The 17991-nt window shown below is 64.7% G+C and carries 15 protein-coding genes; 8 read left to right on the top strand and 7 right to left on the bottom strand.

Annotated elements, in window-relative coordinates; all coding sequences use genetic code 11:
• Position 1: 1 nt before the first annotated feature.
• Genes PO883_RS17760 through argS form a run of 5 tightly spaced genes read right to left on the bottom strand, consistent with a single transcriptional unit; the run spans position 2 to position 4729 of the window.
• Positions 2–817 carry a biotin--[acetyl-CoA-carboxylase] ligase gene (locus tag PO883_RS17760; RefSeq protein ID WP_289310948.1) on the bottom strand — a complete coding sequence of 272 codons (816 nt, stop codon included), beginning with the start codon at positions 815–817 and terminating at the stop codon, positions 2–4.
• Positions 814–1596 (bottom strand): SDR family oxidoreductase, encoded by a 783-nt coding sequence (locus PO883_RS17755; protein ID WP_289310947.1) that lies wholly within the window; start codon positions 1594–1596, stop codon positions 814–816. Before PO883_RS17755 ends, PO883_RS17760 begins: the two co-directional genes overlap by 4 nt.
• 19 nt (positions 1597–1615) lie before the next feature.
• Positions 1616–2284 (bottom strand): thiol:disulfide interchange protein DsbA/DsbL, encoded by a 669-nt coding sequence (locus tag PO883_RS17750; RefSeq protein WP_289310946.1) that lies wholly within the window; start codon positions 2282–2284, stop codon positions 1616–1618.
• A 24-nt stretch (positions 2285–2308) separates the two neighbouring features.
• Positions 2309–2995: an SPOR domain-containing protein gene (locus PO883_RS17745; RefSeq protein WP_167089613.1), complete on the bottom strand. Its 687-nt coding sequence runs from the start codon at positions 2993–2995 to the stop codon at positions 2309–2311.
• Between the two features lie 24 nt (positions 2996–3019).
• Positions 3020–4729: an arginine--tRNA ligase gene (argS, locus tag PO883_RS17740; RefSeq protein WP_289310945.1), complete on the bottom strand. Its 1710-nt coding sequence runs from the start codon at positions 4727–4729 to the stop codon at positions 3020–3022.
• Positions 4730–5155: 426 nt separating this feature from the next.
• Between argS and rsmB the strand changes: the two genes are divergently transcribed.
• From rsmB to PO883_RS17700, 8 genes are all read left to right on the top strand, one after another.
• A complete protein-coding gene (gene rsmB, locus PO883_RS17735; RefSeq protein WP_289310944.1) occupies positions 5156–6577 on the top strand; it encodes a 16S rRNA (cytosine(967)-C(5))-methyltransferase RsmB in 1422 nt (473 codons plus the stop codon).
• 43 nt (positions 6578–6620) lie between these two features.
• Positions 6621–7196, top strand: coding sequence for a DUF4390 domain-containing protein (locus PO883_RS17730; protein ID WP_289310943.1), 576 nt, complete (start codon positions 6621–6623; stop codon positions 7194–7196).
• A 3-nt stretch (positions 7197–7199) separates the two neighbouring features.
• A complete protein-coding gene (locus tag PO883_RS17725) occupies positions 7200–9485 on the top strand; it encodes an ATP-binding protein (RefSeq protein ID WP_289310942.1) in 2286 nt (761 codons plus the stop codon).
• 83 nt (positions 9486–9568) lie between these two features.
• Positions 9569–10288: a response regulator gene (locus PO883_RS17720; RefSeq protein ID WP_166870248.1), complete on the top strand. Its 720-nt coding sequence runs from the start codon at positions 9569–9571 to the stop codon at positions 10286–10288.
• Positions 10285–10665: a GTPase gene (locus PO883_RS17715; protein WP_289310941.1), complete on the top strand. Its 381-nt coding sequence runs from the start codon at positions 10285–10287 to the stop codon at positions 10663–10665. The genes PO883_RS17720 and PO883_RS17715 overlap by 4 nt, the downstream gene beginning before the upstream one ends.
• A 69-nt stretch (positions 10666–10734) precedes the next feature.
• Entirely contained in the window at positions 10735–10992 is a 258-nt protein-coding gene (locus PO883_RS17710) for a DUF3567 domain-containing protein (RefSeq protein WP_054266260.1), read from the top strand.
• A gap of 522 nt (positions 10993–11514) precedes the next feature.
• Positions 11515–12288, top strand: a complete 774-nt coding sequence (locus PO883_RS17705; RefSeq protein ID WP_289310940.1) for a class II glutamine amidotransferase — start codon at positions 11515–11517, stop codon at positions 12286–12288.
• 70 nt (positions 12289–12358) lie between these two features.
• On the top strand, positions 12359–13633 hold the full coding sequence (locus PO883_RS17700; protein ID WP_289310939.1) for an EAL and HDOD domain-containing protein: 1275 nt from the start codon (positions 12359–12361) through the stop codon (positions 13631–13633).
• Positions 13634–13681: 48 nt separating this feature from the next.
• Here the strand turns inward: PO883_RS17700 and PO883_RS17695 are convergent, their stop codons facing one another.
• Together PO883_RS17695 and metH are read right to left on the bottom strand one after the other, a co-directional pair.
• The gene (locus PO883_RS17695; protein ID WP_289310938.1) at positions 13682–14050 is read right to left on the bottom strand and encodes an SPW repeat protein; all 369 of its coding nucleotides are present in this window, start codon (positions 14048–14050) and stop codon (positions 13682–13684) included.
• 181 nt (positions 14051–14231) lie between these two features.
• Positions 14232–17990 (bottom strand): methionine synthase, encoded by a 3759-nt coding sequence (gene metH, locus PO883_RS17690; RefSeq protein ID WP_289310970.1) that lies wholly within the window; start codon positions 17988–17990, stop codon positions 14232–14234.
• Between the last annotated feature and the right edge of the window lies 1 nt (position 17991).

Below are 17991 nucleotides of genomic sequence, written 5' to 3'. Positions count from 1 at the left end.
CTCAGTGCTCCCGCACGCGCAGCGACACGTCGCCGGCGACGATGGCGATGCGTCCGCCGGCCGTGTCGAGCAGCAGGCGCGCGCCATCGTCGACGCCGGCGGCCACGCCTTCATGCAGGGTGACGTCGCGATCGATGATGACGACCGGCAGGCCCTGGTAAGCATGCAGGCGGTTCCAGCGCGCGCAGAAAGGCGCAAAGCCGCCTTGCGCGAACTGGCCGAGGTTCGCGGCCAGCACGCCGAGCAGCTGCGCCATGAGCGCATTGCGCTCCATCTGCGCCAGCCACGGGGCCCCCGCCACGCTGCGCCCGATGCGCTGTTCCATGTCATCGGGCATGAGCAGATTGAGGCCGACCCCGATCACCGCCCACACGCCGCCGCTTGGCGCGGCCTGGGTTTCGATCAGCACGCCGGCCAGCTTGGCGCCGTCGCGCAGCACATCGTTGGGCCACTTGAGCTGGACCGGCACGCCGAGCGCGCCGAGGGCGTCGGCCAGCGCCACGCCGACCGCCAGCGGCAAGCCGGCCAGCTCGCGCAGCGGTCCGCCAAAATGCCAGGCCAGCGAAAACGTCAGCGCCGCACCGGGCGCCGACAGCCAGCTGCGTCCGGCGCGCCCGCGTCCGGCCGTCTGGTGCACGGCCACGCGCAGCACGGGGCGTTGCAGACCGGCGGCACGTGCCAGCAGGTCGGCATTGGTCGATCCGGTTTCGGCCACGACTTCGATATCGATGCCGGCCAGCTCCGGCGCACTGGCGTGGCGTGCGATCGCGGCGGCATCCATGCCCAGGCTGGCCGGGGCGGCGAGGGTATCGTTCATGGCGTTTCCTTGCGGGCCTTGCGGGCCTTATGGGGCGCGTTGACGAAGGCCAGGTCGTACAGGGAGTTCGGCAAAAGCCGCAGCAGCTTGGCCACCACCCCCATCTGCCACGGGATCACGCGGTAGCTGGTGCCGGCGGCGATGGCGCGCGCGGCCCTGGCGGCAAAGCGCGCCGGCGACATCAGGAAGGGCATCGGATAGGCGTTATGTCTGGTCATGGGGGTATCGATGTAGCCGGGCGCGATGGTCACCACCTTGACGCCGTGCGGCTTGAGTTCGAGCCGCAGCGATTCGCAATACACGCGCAGCGCCGCCTTGGAGGCGCTGTAGGCGCCGGCGCCGGGCAGGCCGCGCACACCGGCCACGCTGCCGATGCCGACCAGGCGGCACGGCGTGGACTGCGCTTTCATGGTGGCGATGAAGGGCGCGAAGGTGGCCACGGTGGCGCTGACGTTGGTGGCGAGGATGGCGTCGAACACCGGCAGGTCTTCGGCAAATTCGGTCAGGGTGCCGACCGAAATGCCGGCGCAGGCGATGACGATATCGGCGCCGCCCTGGCGTTCGATGAAATCGACGGCGGCCGCCGTCAGCGCGGCGCGGTCGGTGACGTCGAGCGCATATACCAGATGGCGTTCGGGGTGCGGCAATTGCGCGCGCAGGGCGTCGAGCGCGTCGCGGCGGCGCGCCACCAGGCCCACGCTCGCGCCGCGCGCGGCGTACTCGCGCGCCAGCGCCGCACCGAGTCCGCTCGACGCGCCGGTGATGAACACGCGGTTCATTGGGCGCGCGCCGGCATGCTTATTTCTTTTCCGCTGCCGCTTTGGCGACCAGGTGATCCATCACTTGCAGCGCCATTTGCTGTTGCTGCGCTTCGGTCGCGGCGGTCGCGCTGGCGCCGGCCAGGTTGGGCGAGGTCATGTACTTGCCGCCGATGGCCACCTGCGGCCACTCTTTGATCTGGTACGACGCCACCATGCCGTTGGCGCGCGAGAGCTTGGCCTGGACCCCGAACGAGCGGTAGGCGTCGGTGAATTTGGCGCGCTCGATGCCGGCGCTGGCGGCCCAGTCGAACACCTGTTCGTCGTTGCCGAAGCGCTTGCCCTGTTCGTGCATGGCGCTGAATACCTTGGCGTGGTACTGCGGCGCCAGGCCCATCGATTCGAGCGTGTAGTACAGGCGCTGCTGCGGCACCACGGCCGGGGTGTGGCCGAGGTGGACGCGCTTGAACACGATCTTGTTGCCCTGCTTCCTGACCCACTCGGCCAGCGCCGGCTCGAAGCTGGCGCAGTGAGGGCAGTAGTAGGCGAAAAATTCGGTGACTTCGACTTTCTGGCCGGCGTCGGTGTTCTGCGCCTCGGGCAGGGTCGTGTAGTCGGTGCCGCTGACGGGCGCCTCGGGGGACGCCGTTGCGTGGGCGCCGGCGCTGCACAGGGCCAGCGCGAGCATGATCTTGAAGAGAGTAGGCATGCGGGTTTTCCGTGGTGTCGTGGGTTATTTCTGGTTGCGCACGATGGCGACGTCGATGCCGGCGTCGACCAGTTTGGCGCGCGCCTTGTTCATCGCTTCGACCTGGCCGTAGGGGCCGATGCGGACCCGGTGCAGCACGCCGCTGTCGTTGGCGCGTTCGCTGATGACGGCCTCGAAGCCGAGCAGGGCGAGCTTGGCGCGCGTGTTTTCGGCGTCGGCCACTTCGCGGAAGGCGCCGGCCTGCAGGTAATAGGTGATCTTTTCCTCGGCCGCTTCGGCAGGCGCGGACGGGACCACGTTCTGGGCTGGCGCGTGGGGGGCGGCGGCCACCTGGGTTGGCGCCGGTGCCGGTGCGGGGGCCGGCTTCTCCGGTTTTTCCTTCATGTTGGCGATGGCCGCGCCCAGCGGATCGGCTTCGGCCGGGGTGGCGGCCTTGGGCTTGTCGGTGATCTGCTTGTTGGCGGCGCGCGCCGCTTCCTTGTTCCCGTACAGCGGCTTGTTCGGATCGGCCGCCTGGCCGGCGGTCGGCTCGCCCATCTTGCCGGCCTTGCCGGTTTTATCGGTGAACGGCGTGGCGCCCTTGGTGATCGCCAGCGCGACCGCGACAGCGATCACCAGGCCCACGATCAGGCCGATGACGATGCCGGTGAGGGTATTGCCTTGCTGGTGCTTGAGCGGTAGTTTGAGCCGTGGGCGGGAATCGCGTGTCATTGGAGCTTTCAATCGAAGTAGCGGTTACATTTTTTCCGGCGCCGACACGCCGATCATGGCCAGGCCGTTGCGCAGTACCTGGCGCGTGGCGACCATCAGCGCCAGGCGCGCCAGTTTGAGCGCTTGGTCGTCGACCAGCACGCGCTCGGCGAAGTAGAAGCTGTGCAGGTTGGCGGCCAGGTCGCGCAGGTAGAACGCCACCTGGTGCGGACCGAGCTCGGTCTGGGCGCGCGCCAGCGTTTCCGGGTAGGCGGCCAGGGTCGCCAGCAGGGTCATCTCGGTCGGCGCGGTGAGCGGCGCCAGGTCGGCCGATGCCAGCGACGACAGCTCGCCCGTGAACTGTTCGAGCATGCGGCAGATGCGGGCGTGCGCGTACTGCACGTAATACACCGGGTTCTCGTCCGACGTTTTCAGGGCGACGTCGACATCGAATACGAATTCGGTATCGGCCTTGCGCGAGATCAGGAAGAAGCGCACCGCATCGCGGCCCCTGGCGATGTCGCCGTCGCCCGACCATTCGATCAGGTCGCGCACCGTCACGTAGGAACCGGCGCGCTTGGAGATCTTGACCTCGGCGCCGTCTTTCATGACGGTGACCATCTTGTGCAGCACGTAGTCCGGGTAGCCCTGCGGGATCTCCAGGCCGACCGCCTGCAGGCCGGCGCGCACGCGCGCGATGGTGCCGTGGTGGTCGCTGCCCTGGATGTTGATGGCCTGGGTGAAGCCGCGCTGCCATTTGACGACGTGGTACGCCACGTCCGGCACGAAATAGGTGAAGCCGCCTTCGGACTTGCGCATCACGCGGTCCTTGTCGTCGCCGTAGTCGGTGGTGCGCAGCCACAGCGCGCCATCCTGTTCGTAGGTCTTGCCGGCCTTGATCAGGGCCTCGACGGTTTTTTCCACCTTGCCGTCGGCGTACAGCGACGATTCGAGGTAATAGTTATCGAACTTGACGCCGAAGGCTTGCAGGTCGATATCCTGCTCGTTGCGCAGGTAGGTGACGGCGAACGGGCGGATCGAGTCGATGTCCTCGACCTTGCCGCTGGCGGTGGCGGGCAGGCCGTCGCTGGCCGAGACGGTTTTGCCGGCCAGGTAATCGGTGGCGATATCGGCGATGTAGTCACCGTTGTAGGCCGACTCCGGCCATTCGGCGTCGCCCGGCTTGAAGCCGCGCGCGCGCGCCTGGACCGAATTGGCCAGGGTGGCGATCTGCACGCCGGCATCGTTGTAATAGAACTCGCGGGTGACCGCGAAGCCTTGCGAATCGAACAGCGCGGCGAGGGCGTCGCCCAGCGCGGCTTGGCGGCCATGGCCCACGTGCAGCGGGCCGGTCGGATTGGCCGACACGAATTCGAGGATCACTTTCTTGCCGGCGCCGGCATCGCTGCGGCCGTAGGCCTGGCCTTCGGCGAGGATGGTCTTGACCACCGACTGCTTGGCGGCGGCTGCCACGCGCAGGTTGATGAAACCGGGGCCGGCGATGTCGGCGCTATCGATGAGGGCCTTGCCGGCCGGGTTGTCGAGCAGCGCGGCGACGATTTTCTGGGCCAGCTCGCGCGGATTCATCTTGAGCTGCTTGGCCAGCTGCATGGCGATATTGCAGGCGATGTCGCCGTGCGAGGGATCGCGCGGGCGCTCCAGGACCACGGACGGCGTGATGCCGGTACCGTCGAGGACAGGGACGAGGGCGGCCTGGAACAGGGCGGCGATTTCTTGTTTTTGCGAGGCGAGCATGAGCGGTGATCTGTAGAGTAGTCGAGCGGTGGCGGTGCCACGGGCAATAGTAGCTCAATTATACTGGTTTGCCGCCCCTCTGAGTCCGCCCGCGCAAGCCATCGATAGCGCCCCCACACTCCCAAAAAATCCCCGAACCGGGGTCTGACCTCTGATTAGCAATGAAAACGTTGTCTGTTACATCCTTGGCAGCAATAAGCCGACTTGGCCGCAGCGCACGAGGCGGACACGCCCGAGAGGTCTTTTTTTACATGCAAAAGTGTTGATTCACGGAAAAATATTTCGAATCAGAGGTCAGACCCCGGTTGTGGTGGGAAATCGTTGGACGTTGGAAGAATGTGTTGTCATAAAGGATCGTTTAAGCCTGTGCGGGGGCTAACCCGGTACAATTGCACCTTTATAAAGTAGCGCAAAGCAGACCCGACCATGACCAACAAGCGCCCGACGCTCTCCATCAAACCCGCCGCGCCCAAGGCGGATAAAGCGGCGGCGCCGCGCATGCGCTCCAGTTTCGAGGTCAAGCCCGTGCTGCAGCCCGGCTATCGCCCCGATCTGAAGCCCGATTCGCTCGCGCTGTGCCTGCTCGGGGCGGCGAATGCCGTGGCCCAGGTGCGCGGCGGCGCCGCCTTGCCGCAGGCGCTGCTGACCGCGTTCGGCGTGACCGCCGCCGCGCCCCAGGCGCGCGGGGCGATCCAGGATATCGCTTACCGCACCATGCGCCAGCTCGGCCGCAGCGAAACCCTGCTCGGCCTGATGACGTCGAAGGCGCCGGAGCCGCCGATGCTGGCCAGCCTGCTGTGCTGCGCCCTGACCCTGATCGATACCCCGGACGGCGCCGAGCCGCCGTATGAAGTATTTACCGTCGTCGACCAGGCCGTCACCGTGGCCAGTTCGCACCCGGACATGGCGCACGCCAAGGGCATGGTCAACGCCGTGCTGCGCCGCTTCCTGCGCGAGCGCGAGGAGTTGCTCGAGGCGGCGCTGAGGCAGCCGGTGGCGCAATGGAATTATCCGCAGTGGTGGATCGATGCCGCCAAGGCTGCCTATCCGGGCAACTGGCAAGCCATCCTCGCGGCCGGCAACGCCCAGCCGCCATTGACCTTGCGCGTGAACGTGCGCAAGACCACGGTCGCGGCATACATACAATTGCTGGCCGACGCAGGCATGGCCGCCGCGCAAATCGGGCCGTCCGCCGTGCGCCTCGACAAGGCGCTGGGCGTGGCCCTGATCCCCGGTTTCGACCAGGGCCTGGCGTCGGTGCAGGACGCCGGCGCGCAGCTGGCCGCGCCGCTGCTCGATGTGCAGGACGGCATGCGCGTGCTGGACGCCTGCGCCGCGCCCGGCGGCAAGACCTGCCACCTGCTGGAACTGGCGCAGCTGGACCTGACCGCGCTCGATTCGGACCCCAAACGCCTTGAGCGCGTGGGCGAAAATCTGGAACGCCTCGGCTTGAGCGCGACGCTGAAAGCGTTCGAGGCGCAGACCAGCGTGTGGTGGGACGGCCAGCAGTACGACCGCATCCTGGCCGACGTGCCGTGCACGGCGTCGGGCATCGTGCGGCGCCACCCGGACATCCGCTGGCTGCGGCGCAAGGGCGATGCACTCCAACTTGCAACACTTTCGGCCAAAATTCTCGACAACCTTTGGCAGATGCTGCGCCCGAATGGTAAATTGCTGTTCGTGACATGTTCGCTCTGGCCCCAGGAATCGGAGGCGCAGGCCGCCGCATTCGCGGTGCGCCACAATGCGACCCGCCTCGCCGCGCCGGGACAGTTGCTTCCGACCGGTACCGCCGTGCAGGATCATGACGGCTTGTTCTACGCCCTGTTTCAAAAAAACGCGACGTAAGGGGTCCTTCGACTATGCGAACCTTTAAGATTCTGGCCCCCCTGTGACACAACGATTTTTCCGCCTTCTTGCCTGCCAGCTGCTGCTGATGTTCGCGTCCGCGTGCGCGTGCGTGCCGGCGTGGGCGGCGGACGTGGTCGACATCACGCATGCGCATATCGAGGCAAGCGACGAGGGCTACCGCCTGGCGGCCAGCTATGCCTTCGAGTTGAACGAGGGGCTGGAAGACGCCATCAAGCATGGCGTGCAACTGTACTTCACCACCGAAATCGAACTGACCCGCCCGCGCTGGTACTGGTATGACGACAAGGCGGTGTCGGCGCGCCAGACCATCCGCATCTGGTACAACGTGCTCACGCGCCAGTACCATGTGTCGGCCCTGGGCAGCATGGCGCAGAGTTTTCTCACCCTGGAAGACGCGATGGTGCTGATCCGCCGCCCCAGCCGCTGGGTGATCGCGCCCAAGGGGGCGCTCAAGCGCGGCGAGACCTACAACGCCACCGTGCGCATGTTCATGGACCGCGAACTGCTGGCCAAGCCGATGCAGGTCAATGCGCTGAATAATTCCGACTGGCGCCTGGCTTCCAAAAACAAAACCTTCCCCTACACGGCGGAATAAGCGGTGAATCAAGCCTTGCGCTATGCAGTGATGGTCGGCGCCGCCGTCGTCAGCATCCTGCTGTTCCTGCTCGCCTCGGCGTCCGACAATTCCGGCTTCTTCGACCGTTACTATACCTGGCTGCTCGGCCTGAACGCGGCGGTGGCCGGGGCGCTGCTGATATTCGTGGTGGTGGCGCTGGCGCGCCTGTATTCGCGCTACAAGAGCGGCAAGTTCGGCTCGCGCCTGATGGCGCGCCTGGTGATCCTGTTCGCCGGCATCGGCATCCTGCCCGGCCTGGTCATCTTCCTGGTGTCGGTGCAGTTCGTGTCCAATTCGATCGAGTCCTGGTTCAACGTGAAGATCGAGGCGGCGCTGGAGTCGGGCGTGAGCCTGGGCGTGGCCGCGCTCGACCAGGCGCGCAGCGAACTGGGGGCGGTCGGCGAGATCAGCGCGGCCACCATCGCCGGCCAGGATGTGGTGGCCTCGCACGATATCCTCACGCGCCTGGTGCAGGAGCAGGAGGGCATGCTCAGCGCCGTCATCGTGGGCCAGGATGGCCGCATGGTCACCAGCGCGGCCGAAGGGCGGCGCGACCTGAAAGCCGACTTGCCGACGCCGGCCATGCTGCTGCAGGCGGTGATGCCGGGCGGGTATTCGGTGGCCGAGGGCGGGGTGGAGCGCGATTTCAAGGATGTCAACGGCATCCACGGCGGCAGCGCCAATGCGCTCGATGGCGCCACCAGCCTGCGCCTGCGCGTGGTGCTGGCCATTCCCGAGCCGCCCGGCGCGGCGCCGCGCTTTTTGCAGCTGGTGCAGGCGGTGCCGGTCAAGCTGGCGCTCAACGCCGAGGTGCTGCGCAACGCCTACAGCGAGTACCAGGAGCGCTTCGTGGCGCGCACCGGCTTGCGCAAGATGTATATCGAGACACTGACATTGACGCTGCTGCTGGCGATCTTCGGGGCGATCGCCAGCGCGTTTGTGATCGCCGGCAAACTGGCGCAGCCGCTGCTGGTGCTGGCCGAGGGCACGCGCGCGGTGGCCGAGGGCGACCTGTCGCCGCGCCCGATCGTGGCCACTTCCGACGAACTGGGCACGCTGACGCAATCGTTCAACACCATGACCGGCCAGCTGTTCGAGGCGCGCAGCGCGGTCGAGCGCAACCGCGCCGCCCTGCAAAGCGCCAAGGCGCACCTGGAGTCGGTGCTGGACAATATGTCGGCCGGGGTGATCGTGCTCGACGCCGACTCGCACCTGGTCAGTTCCAACGAGGCGGTCGAGCGCATCCTGCAGCACGACGTGGCCGGCCACATGGGCATGGCGCTGGCCGCGATCGATGGGCTCGATGCGTTCGGGGCCGCCATCGCCAAGGCGTTTTCGACCCAGAGCGCACAGAGCGCGGCCGGCTCGCCGCGAAAGCAGACCCACTGGCAGCAGCAGATCGAAATCCCGCGCCGGCTCGGCACCAGCGATGACCATGACATCACCCTGCTGGCGCGCGGCTCGCGCCTGCCGGTGGGCGCCGGCAGCGGCTACATCGTGGTGTTCGACGATATTTCGGATGTGATTTCGGCGCAGCGCTCGATGGCCTGGGGCGAGGTGGCGCGGCGCCTGGCGCACGAGATCAAAAACCCGCTCACGCCGATCCAGCTGTCGGCCGAGCGCATGCAGATGAAGCTCGAATCGCGCCTGCAAGGTGTTGACCGCGACCTGCTCAACAAGGGCACGGCGACCATCGTCAACCAGGTCGATGCCATGAAGCGCATGGTCGATGACTTCCGCGACTATGCCAAGGCGCCGCCGGCGGTGCTCGACAAGCTCGACCTGAATGCCCTGGTCGGCGAAATCCTGCATATGTACCTATCCGGCGACGAAAGCGATATTATTCATGCTGAGCTTGCCGCCGGCTTGCCATCGGTGATGGGCGATGCGACCCAATTGCGCCAGGTGATCCACAATCTGCTGCAAAATGCCCAGGATGCGATGAGCGAGCGCGGTCCCGACGCGGCGCCGGCGCGCATCGATATCACGACCGAGGCGATTCATTACCAGGGCGCGAACGGGGCCGGCACCGCGGTGCGGCTGTCGATTGTCGATAACGGACCGGGATTCGCTCCTAAAATCCTGTCGCGCGCGTTCGAGCCGTATGTCACGTCGAAGGTGCGCGGGACCGGGCTGGGACTGCCGATGGTGAAGAAAATCGTCGATGAACACGGCGGCAAGATCGAGATACAGAACCGCAGTGACGGAACTGGCGCGTCGGTGTTGATTTTACTGTTAAAGTTAGCACCGGCCAGCGTTGTGGCGTAAGCGTTGAATCAAGAATAAAATCGCGGCTGTGAGCGGTATGCGCTGCATGCCATTGGAGCGGGCAAAAAGAGGAAGGCAAACACATGGCAAACATTCTCGTAGTTGATGATGAAATGGGCATCCGCGAGTTACTCTCGGAAATCTTGGGCGACGAAGGCCATGCAATCACGCTCGCTGAAAACGCGCAGCAGGCCCGTGACGCGCGCGCGGCGGGGGCTCCGGACCTGGTACTCCTGGATATCTGGATGCCCGATACCGATGGCGTCACCCTGCTCAAGGAGTGGCAGCGCGACGGCTTGCTGACCATGCCGGTCATCATGATGTCGGGGCACGCGACCATCGATACGGCGGTCGAGGCGACCCGGATCGGGGCGCTCAACTTCCTCGAAAAGCCGATTGCGCTGCAAAAGCTGCTCAAGGCGGTGCAGCAGGGCCTCACGCGGGCCCAGGAAGTGGTGCGCGCGCCGGTGATCGCGCCGCGCCCGATGCTCGCGCCCCAGCCCGAGGAAAGCCCGATGACGGCCTCGGCCATGTTTTCGGCGCAAACCCCGCAATCGGCCATCGCGCCGCGCATGGGCGGCATGCCGAACGGGGAAGGGCATGGCTTCAACCTGAGTTTCGACTTGCCGCTGCGCGAGGCGCGCGATGCCTTCGAACGCATGTATTTCGAGCATCATCTGGGGCGCGAGGGCGGCAGCATGACCCGCGTGGCTGAAAAAACCGGTCTCGAACGCACCCACCTGTACCGCAAGCTCAAGCAACTCGGCGTCGAGCCGGGCAAACTGGCTAAAAAGAACGGATGACCGCAGCGCCTGCGCGCAGGGCTGCCCTGACCCTGGTCACGGGCGGCTCGGCGCCGCAGCGCGAGGCCGCCATCGCGGCGCGCCTGGCGTCATCGCCGGCTGCCGGCCTGTGCGCCGTGCTGCTCGAAGGGTTGCCGTCCGGCCAGACCCTGCTATCCCCCTCCCACGCGCTGCAAGTGCAGCGGATCGCGCCCGGCTGCCTGTGCTGCACCGGTAATCTCGTTTTGCGTGTAACATTAAATCGGATCCTGCGTCTGCGCCCCGAGCGACTGTTCATCGGGCTGGCCGCCACGGACCACCTTGATCAGTTGCGATCGTGGCTGCAAGACCCGCCATACGATCAGCTGTTGGAACTGACAGCGGACCAGCACACTTGAAATCGGTCCGCATAGCCCCACCTGCCCTGATGAGCACAGTGGAACGTCTGATCGAGTGAAGGAGCAAACATGAACATGATCTACAACAGTGAACAGTACAGCGTGGTCGAGTTCGGCGTCGATCACAATCTCGAAGCCTTGCGCTTCGGCGGATATGAAATCGTCGACAAATCCGGTCGCCGTGAAGCATTTATCGGCGGCAAACTTGCGCAATCATTCAGGCGCGACGTCAACAACCTGATCGCCAGCGAACCCACCATGGAAGAAATCGATGATTTCCTCGGTTCGTATGACTCGCTGATGAGCCAACCGGTGTTGTTGCACTAATATTCGGCTGGTGCTGGGACAGTCGCTGGCGGTCTCGCTAGCGCGGCGCTGTTACCGGCAAAAGCCCGTTCCCGCGCGGGGCAGGCTGTCTGGCGCGGGAATGTCAGGACGAGGCCATGCGATGGCGTAGCGCCTCGTTCCGACTCCTTCGCGCCACGTCGATGCGCACCCATCCCGCCACCGGCCGAGCCAAAGGGTTCAGTCAGGCGTGCCTCCCGCTACCGCCCGAGCCAAAGGCGTTTCAGCCAGGCGTGCCTCCCGCTACCGCCCGAGCCAAAGGCGTTTCAGCCAGGCGTGCTTCCTGCTACCGCCCGAGCCAAAGGGGTTCTGTCAGGCATCCCTTCCTCCACCGGCCAAGCCAAAGGCTTGAGCCAGGCGTGAGCCAGGCGCCCGCAAAAAAAGCGCCGTGTAAAACGCATCCCGCTCCGGACCGGCGCGCACGCCGGATTGCCGCTTGCCGCGCTGCCGCCGCAGGCGCTTGCCAAGCCTCAGGCTTGCACCCGAACATGGTATTCTGGCGTGATGTGCCAACTCCTCGGAATGAACTGCAATGTCCCTACCGACATTGTTTTTAGCTTTACCGGCTTCGCCATGCGCGGCGGCCGCACCGATACCCACCACGATGGCTGGGGCATCGCCTTTTTCGAGGGCGCCGGCGTGCGCCATTTCGTCGATCACCAGGCTGCCGTCGAGTCGCCTGTCGCCGAACTGATCAAGCGCTATCCCATCAAGTCGAAAAACGTCATTGCCCATATCCGCAAGGCAACCCAAGGCCATGTTGCGCTGGAAAACTGCCATCCCTTCGTGCGCGAGCTGTGGGGCCGCTACTGGGTGTTTGCCCACAACGGCGACCTCAAGGAGTTTGCGCCGACCCTGGACGGGCCGTATCGCCCGGTCGGCAGCACCGACAGCGAAAAAGCCTTCTGTTTCCTGCTGCAGGAATTGCGCAAGCGCTTCGGCGACACGCCGCCGGCCTTGTCCTTGCTGCGCGCGGCGCTCAAGGAACTGGTGGCCGCCGTTGCCGTGCATGGGACCTTTAATCTGATGTTGTCGGACGGCTCGGCCCTGTTCGTGCATTGCTCGACCAAGCTGCATTATGTGGTGCGCCAGCATCCCTTTGTCACGGCCAGCCTGTCCGACGAAGATGTCAGTGTTGATTTTTCTCAAGTCACCACACCGCAAGACCGGGTAGCCATTATCGTCACCGAACCGTTGACGACCAACGAACAGTGGACCGCCTTCGCGCCCGGCGAATTCAAAGTGTTTGTGGACGGGATGTCAATACAAGAGCGCTAAGTATTTCCTCCACGCACTGGTATTAATTAGGTTACATTACCGGCTGTTATTATCCATATTTACAGGACAGATGAGCCACGACTCCGACCTAATGGCGCAGCAGATGCCAGTGCGGGATTTCTATCTGGGGCGCCAGCCTATCCTCGACCGTCAGCAAGGGCTGTACGGTTACGAAATGCTTTTTCGCAACGCTCCGGGTGACGTGGCGGAGATCGACAGCGATGTCGCCGCCACCGCCACGGTGATTGCCCACACCGCCCAGCTGGGGCTGGAAAAAGTCATCGGTGATGCGCTCGGCTTCCTGAATGTGGACGCCGAAGTGCTGATGAGCGACATTTTCGTGTTCCTGCCGCGCGAACGGGTGGTGCTGGAACTCGTCGACAGCATGGTGGTCACCAAATCCGTGCTCGACCGCATTGCCGACCTGAGCGCACATGGCTTCCACTTTGCGCTCGACGACGTACGCGTCGACGCCCCCGATGTCCAACTGCTGTTGCCGATGGTCGAATACGTCAAGCTCGACGTGCGCGCCATGCCGCTCGCCTCGCTGACGCAGCTTGCGCCACGCTTCAAGCGCCAGCACAAGAAACTGATCGCGGAAAAGGTCGAAACCCGCGAGGAATTCGATGCCTGCCTCGGGCTGGGCTTCGACTATTTCCAGGGCTACTATTTCGCCCGGCCGGCGGTGATCAGCGGGCGCAAGCTGTCGCCGTCGCAGCTGACGGTGCTCGAACTGATGAGTCTGGTAACCTCGGATGCCGACAATATCGAGATCGAACGTGCCGTCAAGCGCGATGTGACCCTGGCGTTCAACCTGCTGAGGCTGGTCAACACGCCGGCGATCGGCATGCGCCACCGCATCGATTCGATCAGCCAGGCGGTCACCATTCTCGGCCGCCGCCAGTTGCAGCGCTGGCTGCAAATCATGCTGTACGCCGAACCCACGCGCCGGGGCAGCAGCATGTCGCCGCTGCTGCTGCTGGCCACCACGCGCGGCCGCCTGCTCGAACTGCTGGCGCAGCGCTTGCGCCCGGGGCAGCGCAACGTGGCCGAAATCGCCTTCACGGTCGGCATCATGTCGCTGATGGATGCCCTGTTCGGGATGTCGATGACGGTCATCGTCGAGCAGATTCCCGTCATCGACGAGGTGGCGCACGCGCTGCTGCAGCGCACCGGCTTCTTCGGCGACTTGCTGCACCTTGCCGAGTGCATCGAGCGCATGGAAGAATGCGACGACCAGGTGCTGCCCGCATTGCGCGAACTGGCTATTTCCAGCGAAGAACTGATCGAGCTGGAAGTAGCCGCCTTCGAGTGGAGCGACAAGGTGGTGCGTTTCGCCATTTGAGTGCGGGCGGGGCCGCCGGCTTGCCGCTGGCCCCGTCCGTGGCACCGGCTATGCGCCGCCCGCCCATTGCTTGTGCAGGTCCGGATCGCTGCGCAACTCCCACAAGGCCAGGACGATGACGGCGATGCCCACGATGAGGCTATTGTTCATCATGGGGCCGCGGTCGGCCACGGCCGGAATCCACGGCGAGACGGCCACCCACACACCCGCCAGCAGGTTGACGACGACGGCCCAGACGTAGGTTTTGACCAGGTCGAACGCGGCGAGCACGGCGATGACTGCGCCCGCGATCCAGGCATTCATGGCCTGCGGAGTGTTGGCTGGGTAGGCCAGCACCCAGGGTGAGATGAACAGCCAGAGTCCGAGCAGCAGGATCGCCTGATCCTGCCACCGCCTGGCGGGGCGTTGGGTTTCCATATTACCTCCTGAACGCGATGTCCGGCGCGGAAAAGCATGACCAGGGAGATGCGCCGATACTCCCTGGCGTACAGGGAGTTAGGCAGGAAAAGCGGGGGAAAGTTCAAACCGGACGTCGTTCCTGCCATTGGCAGAAAGCCGTTTCTGCCAATGGCAGGAACGACAGTGGAAGCGCCGCGTCCTACGACAGATTCGGCGCCAGCCAGCGTTCCAGGTCTTCTTTCGGCACACCACGGCGCGCCGTCATGTCGTTCAACTGGTCTTCGCCGATCTTTCCGACCACGAAATACTTCGCTTCCGGATGGGCGAAATAGAATCCCGACACCGCCGCGCCCGGGAACATGGCGAACGACTCGGTCAGTTCCATGCCGATTTCCTGCGCCTGCAATACCTTGAACATATCGGCTTTCACCGTATGCTCCGGACAGGCCGGATAACCCGGCGCCGGACGAATACCCGCGTAACGCTCGCCGATCATGTCTTCATTCGACAGATTCTCGCCCGCCGCATACCCCCACAAATCGGTGCGCACGCGCTCGTGCATATATTCGGCGAACGCTTCGGCCAGGCGGTCGGCCAGCGACTTGAGCATGATCGACGAATAATCGTCGTGCGCATCTTCAAAGCGCTTCTCGTATTTTTCAATTCCCAGCCCGCTGGTCACCGCGAACATGCCGATATAATCCTTGATGCCCGATGCTTTCGGCGCGATAAAATCGGCCAGGCACTGGTTCGGCCGCTGCACGCCATCGACCAGCGGCTTGACGCCCTGCTGGCGCAAGCCGTAATACGTGAATGCCACGGTGGCGCGCGTCTCGTCGGTATAGACCTCGATATCGTCGTCGTTGACGCTATTGGCCGGCAGCAGGGAAATGACGCCATTGGCGGTCAGCCAGCGCCCTTCGATGATTTTCTTGAGCAGCGCCTGGCCTTCCTCGAACACCTTCGACGCCGCTTCGCCGACCACCTCGTCGGTCAGGATCGCGGGGAAGGGGCCGGCCAGGTCCCAGGTCTGGAAGAACGGACCCCAGTCGATATACCTGGCCAGCGTGCCCAGGTCGACGTTCTTGAATTCGCGCCGGCCGATGAATTTCGGCCGCACCGGCTCGAACGCCAGCGCCATCTTGTTGGCGCGCGCAGCGGCCAGCGACAAGATCGGCAGCGCCTTCTTGTTGGCGTGCTGCTCGCGGATGCGCACATAATCCTGGGCGATGTCGTCGATGTACTGGTCGCGGCTTTCCGGCGTGAGCAGCGACTGCGCCACCGATACCGAACGCGATGCGTCCGGCACGTACACCACCGGGCCATCGTAGTTGTGGGCGATCTTCACCGCCGTGTGGGCGCGGCTGGTGGTGGCGCCGCCGATCAGCAGCGGGATCTTGAGCATGCGGAAGTGCGGGTCGCGCTGCATTTCCTTGGCCACGTGCGCCATCTCTTCCAACGAGGGCGTGATCAGGCCCGACAGGCCGATGATGTCGGCGTTTTCGACCTTGGCGCGCGCCAGGATTTCGGAGCAGGGCACCATCACGCCCATGTTCACGACCTCGAAGTTATTACACTGCAGGACCACCGAGACGATGTTCTTGCCGATGTCGTGGACGTCGCCCTTGACGGTGGCGATGACGATCTTGCCCTTCGGTTTGGCGACGATGCCAGTGCGTTTTTCTTCCAGCAGTTTTTCTTCTTCGATGAAGGGAATCAGGTGGGCCACGGCCTGCTTCATCACGCGCGCCGATTTGACCACCTGCGGCAAGAACATTTTCCCTTGTCCGAACAGGTCGCCGACCACGTTCATGCCATCCATCAGCGGACCTTCGATCACGTGGATCGGGCGCCCGCCGTTGTGCAGCAGTTCCTGGCGCGCTTCCTCGGTGTCTTCCACGATCCACTGGGTGATGCCGTGCACCAGCGCGTGCGAGAGACGCTGCTGCACCGTGCCTTCGCGCCAGGCCAGCGTCTGCACATCCTGCTTGTCGCCGGCTTTCAGGGTGCCGGCGATCTCGATCATGCGTTCGGTGGCGTCGTCGCGGCGGTTCAGGACCACGTCTTCGACGCGCTCGCGCAATTCGGGCGCGATGTCGTCGTACACGCCCATCATGCCGGCGTTGACGATCCCCATGGTCATGCCGGCCTTGATGGCGTGGTACAGGAACACGGTGTGGATCGCTTCGCGCGCCGGGTCGTTGCCGCGGAAGCTGAACGACACGTTCGAGACGCCGCCCGAGATGCTCGCGTGCGGCAGGTTGTCCTTGATCCAGCGCGTGGCGTTGATGAAGTCGACCGCGTAGTTATTGTGTTCCTCGATGCCGGTGGCAATCGCGAAGATGTTCGGGTCGAAGATGATGTCTTCCGGCGGAAAGCCCACCTGCTCGGTCAGCACCTTGTAGGCGCGCGCGCAGATTTCCGTCTTGCGCGCGAAGGTGTCGGCCTGGCCCTGTTCGTCGAAGGCCATCACGATCACGGCGGCGCCGTAGCGGCGGCACAGGCGCGCCTGGCGGATGAATTCTTCCTCGCCTTCCTTCATCGAGATGGAATTGACGATGGCCTTGCCCTGCACGCATTTGAGGCCCGCTTCAATCACCGACCACTTGGACGAGTCGATCATGATCGGCACGCGCGAAATGTCCGGCTCGGAGGCGATCAGGTTCAGGAAGCGTTCCATCGCCGCCTTGGAGTCGAGCATCGCCTCGTCCATGTTGATGTCGATGACCTGGGCGCCGTTTTCCACCTGCTGGCGCGCCACCGACAGCGCTTCGTCGTACTGCTCATTGAGAATCATGCGCGCAAACGCCTTGGAACCGGTCACGTTGGTGCGCTCGCCGACGTTCACAAAAAGAGAGTCGCCGTCGATGGTGAAGGGTTCGAGGCCCGACAGGCGCTGCGCCACCGGGATCTGCGGGATCGCGCGCGGCTTGGTGGTGGCCAGCATGTCGGCAATCGCCTTGATGTGGTCGGGCGTGGTGCCGCAGCAGCCGCCGGCGATGTTGATAAAGCCGCTGTCGGCAAATTCGCGCAGCAGCGAGGAGGTGTCGGCCGGCAGTTCGTCGAAGCCCGTGTCGCTCATCGGGTTGGGCAGGCCGGCGTTCGGGTAGATGCAGACAAAGGTGTCGGCGATTTGCGACAGTTCCTCGGCGTAGGGGCGCATCAGGGCCGCGCCCAGCGCGCAGTTCAGGCCAATCGTCAGCGGTTTGGCGTGGCGCACCGAGTTCCAGAAGGCGGGCACGGTCTGGCCCGACAAGATGCGGCCCGAGGCGTCGGTGACGGTCCCGGAAATCATGATCGGCAAGCGTTCCATGGCCGGGTGTTCGGTGAAATACAGGTCGATCGCGAACAGCGCCGCCTTGCAGTTCAAGGTATCGAAGATGGTTTCGACCAGCAGCACGTCGGAGCCGCCTTCGACCAGGCCGCCCACCTGCTGGTGGTAGGCCGCGACCAGCTGGTCGAAGGTCACGTTGCGCGCGGCCGGGTCGTTCACGTCGGGCGAGATCGAGGCCGTTTTCGGGGTCGGTCCGAGCGCGCCGGCCACGAAACGCGGCTTGTCCGGGGTGCTGTACTTGTCGCAGGCGGCGCGCGCCAGCCTGGCGGCGGCCACGTTCATCTCGTAGGCCAGGTGGCCCATGTGATAGTCGTCCTGGGCGATGGTGGTGGCGCCGAAGGTGTTCGTTTCGATCAGGTCGGCGCCGGCGGCCAGGTAGCGTTCGTGGATTTCCTGGATGATGTGCGGCTGGGTCAGGGTCAGCAACTCGTTGTTGCCCTTGACGAACAGTTCGCGCGCGCCGCTGCCGGCCGGGGCGGCGAAGCTGGCGAAGCGCCCATCGGGGCCGCCGCGGTAGGCCGTTTCATCGAGCTTGTACTGCTGGATGATGGTGCCCATCGCGCCATCGAGGATCATGATCCGGCGCGACAGGATGTCGCGCAGCCGGGTTTCAGTCTTGGACATG

Origin of the sequence: Massilia sp. DJPM01 (genome assembly GCF_030348125.1) — a bacterium.
Classification (GTDB): Bacteria; Pseudomonadota; Gammaproteobacteria; order Burkholderiales; family Burkholderiaceae_D; genus Telluria_A; species Telluria_A frigida.
This window is presented reverse-complemented; position numbering and strand designations above follow the sequence as displayed.

What these genes read in the sequence shown, in the direction of transcription:
- metH (WP_289310970.1), bottom strand. Translation starts at nt 17,990, where the DNA reads ATGTCCAAGACTGAAACCCGGCTGCGCGACATCCTGTCGCGCCGGATC.
- rsmB (WP_289310944.1), top strand. Translation starts at nt 5,156, where the DNA reads ATGACCAACAAGCGCCCGACGCTCTCCATCAAACCCGCCGCGCCCAAG.
- PO883_RS17745 (WP_167089613.1), bottom strand. Translation starts at nt 2,995, where the DNA reads ATGACACGCGATTCCCGCCCACGGCTCAAACTACCGCTCAAGCACCAG.
- PO883_RS17710 (WP_054266260.1), top strand. Translation starts at nt 10,735, where the DNA reads ATGAACATGATCTACAACAGTGAACAGTACAGCGTGGTCGAGTTCGGC.
- PO883_RS17750 (WP_289310946.1), bottom strand. Translation starts at nt 2,284, where the DNA reads ATGCCTACTCTCTTCAAGATCATGCTCGCGCTGGCCCTGTGCAGCGCC.
- PO883_RS17720 (WP_166870248.1), top strand. Translation starts at nt 9,569, where the DNA reads ATGGCAAACATTCTCGTAGTTGATGATGAAATGGGCATCCGCGAGTTA.
- PO883_RS17705 (WP_289310940.1), top strand. Translation starts at nt 11,515, where the DNA reads ATGTGCCAACTCCTCGGAATGAACTGCAATGTCCCTACCGACATTGTT.
- PO883_RS17700 (WP_289310939.1), top strand. Translation starts at nt 12,359, where the DNA reads ATGAGCCACGACTCCGACCTAATGGCGCAGCAGATGCCAGTGCGGGAT.
- PO883_RS17760 (WP_289310948.1), bottom strand. Translation starts at nt 817, where the DNA reads ATGAACGATACCCTCGCCGCCCCGGCCAGCCTGGGCATGGATGCCGCC.
- PO883_RS17695 (WP_289310938.1), bottom strand. Translation starts at nt 14,050, where the DNA reads ATGGAAACCCAACGCCCCGCCAGGCGGTGGCAGGATCAGGCGATCCTG.
- PO883_RS17715 (WP_289310941.1), top strand. Translation starts at nt 10,285, where the DNA reads ATGACCGCAGCGCCTGCGCGCAGGGCTGCCCTGACCCTGGTCACGGGC.
- PO883_RS17755 (WP_289310947.1), bottom strand. Translation starts at nt 1,596, where the DNA reads ATGAACCGCGTGTTCATCACCGGCGCGTCGAGCGGACTCGGTGCGGCG.
- argS (WP_289310945.1), bottom strand. Translation starts at nt 4,729, where the DNA reads ATGCTCGCCTCGCAAAAACAAGAAATCGCCGCCCTGTTCCAGGCCGCC.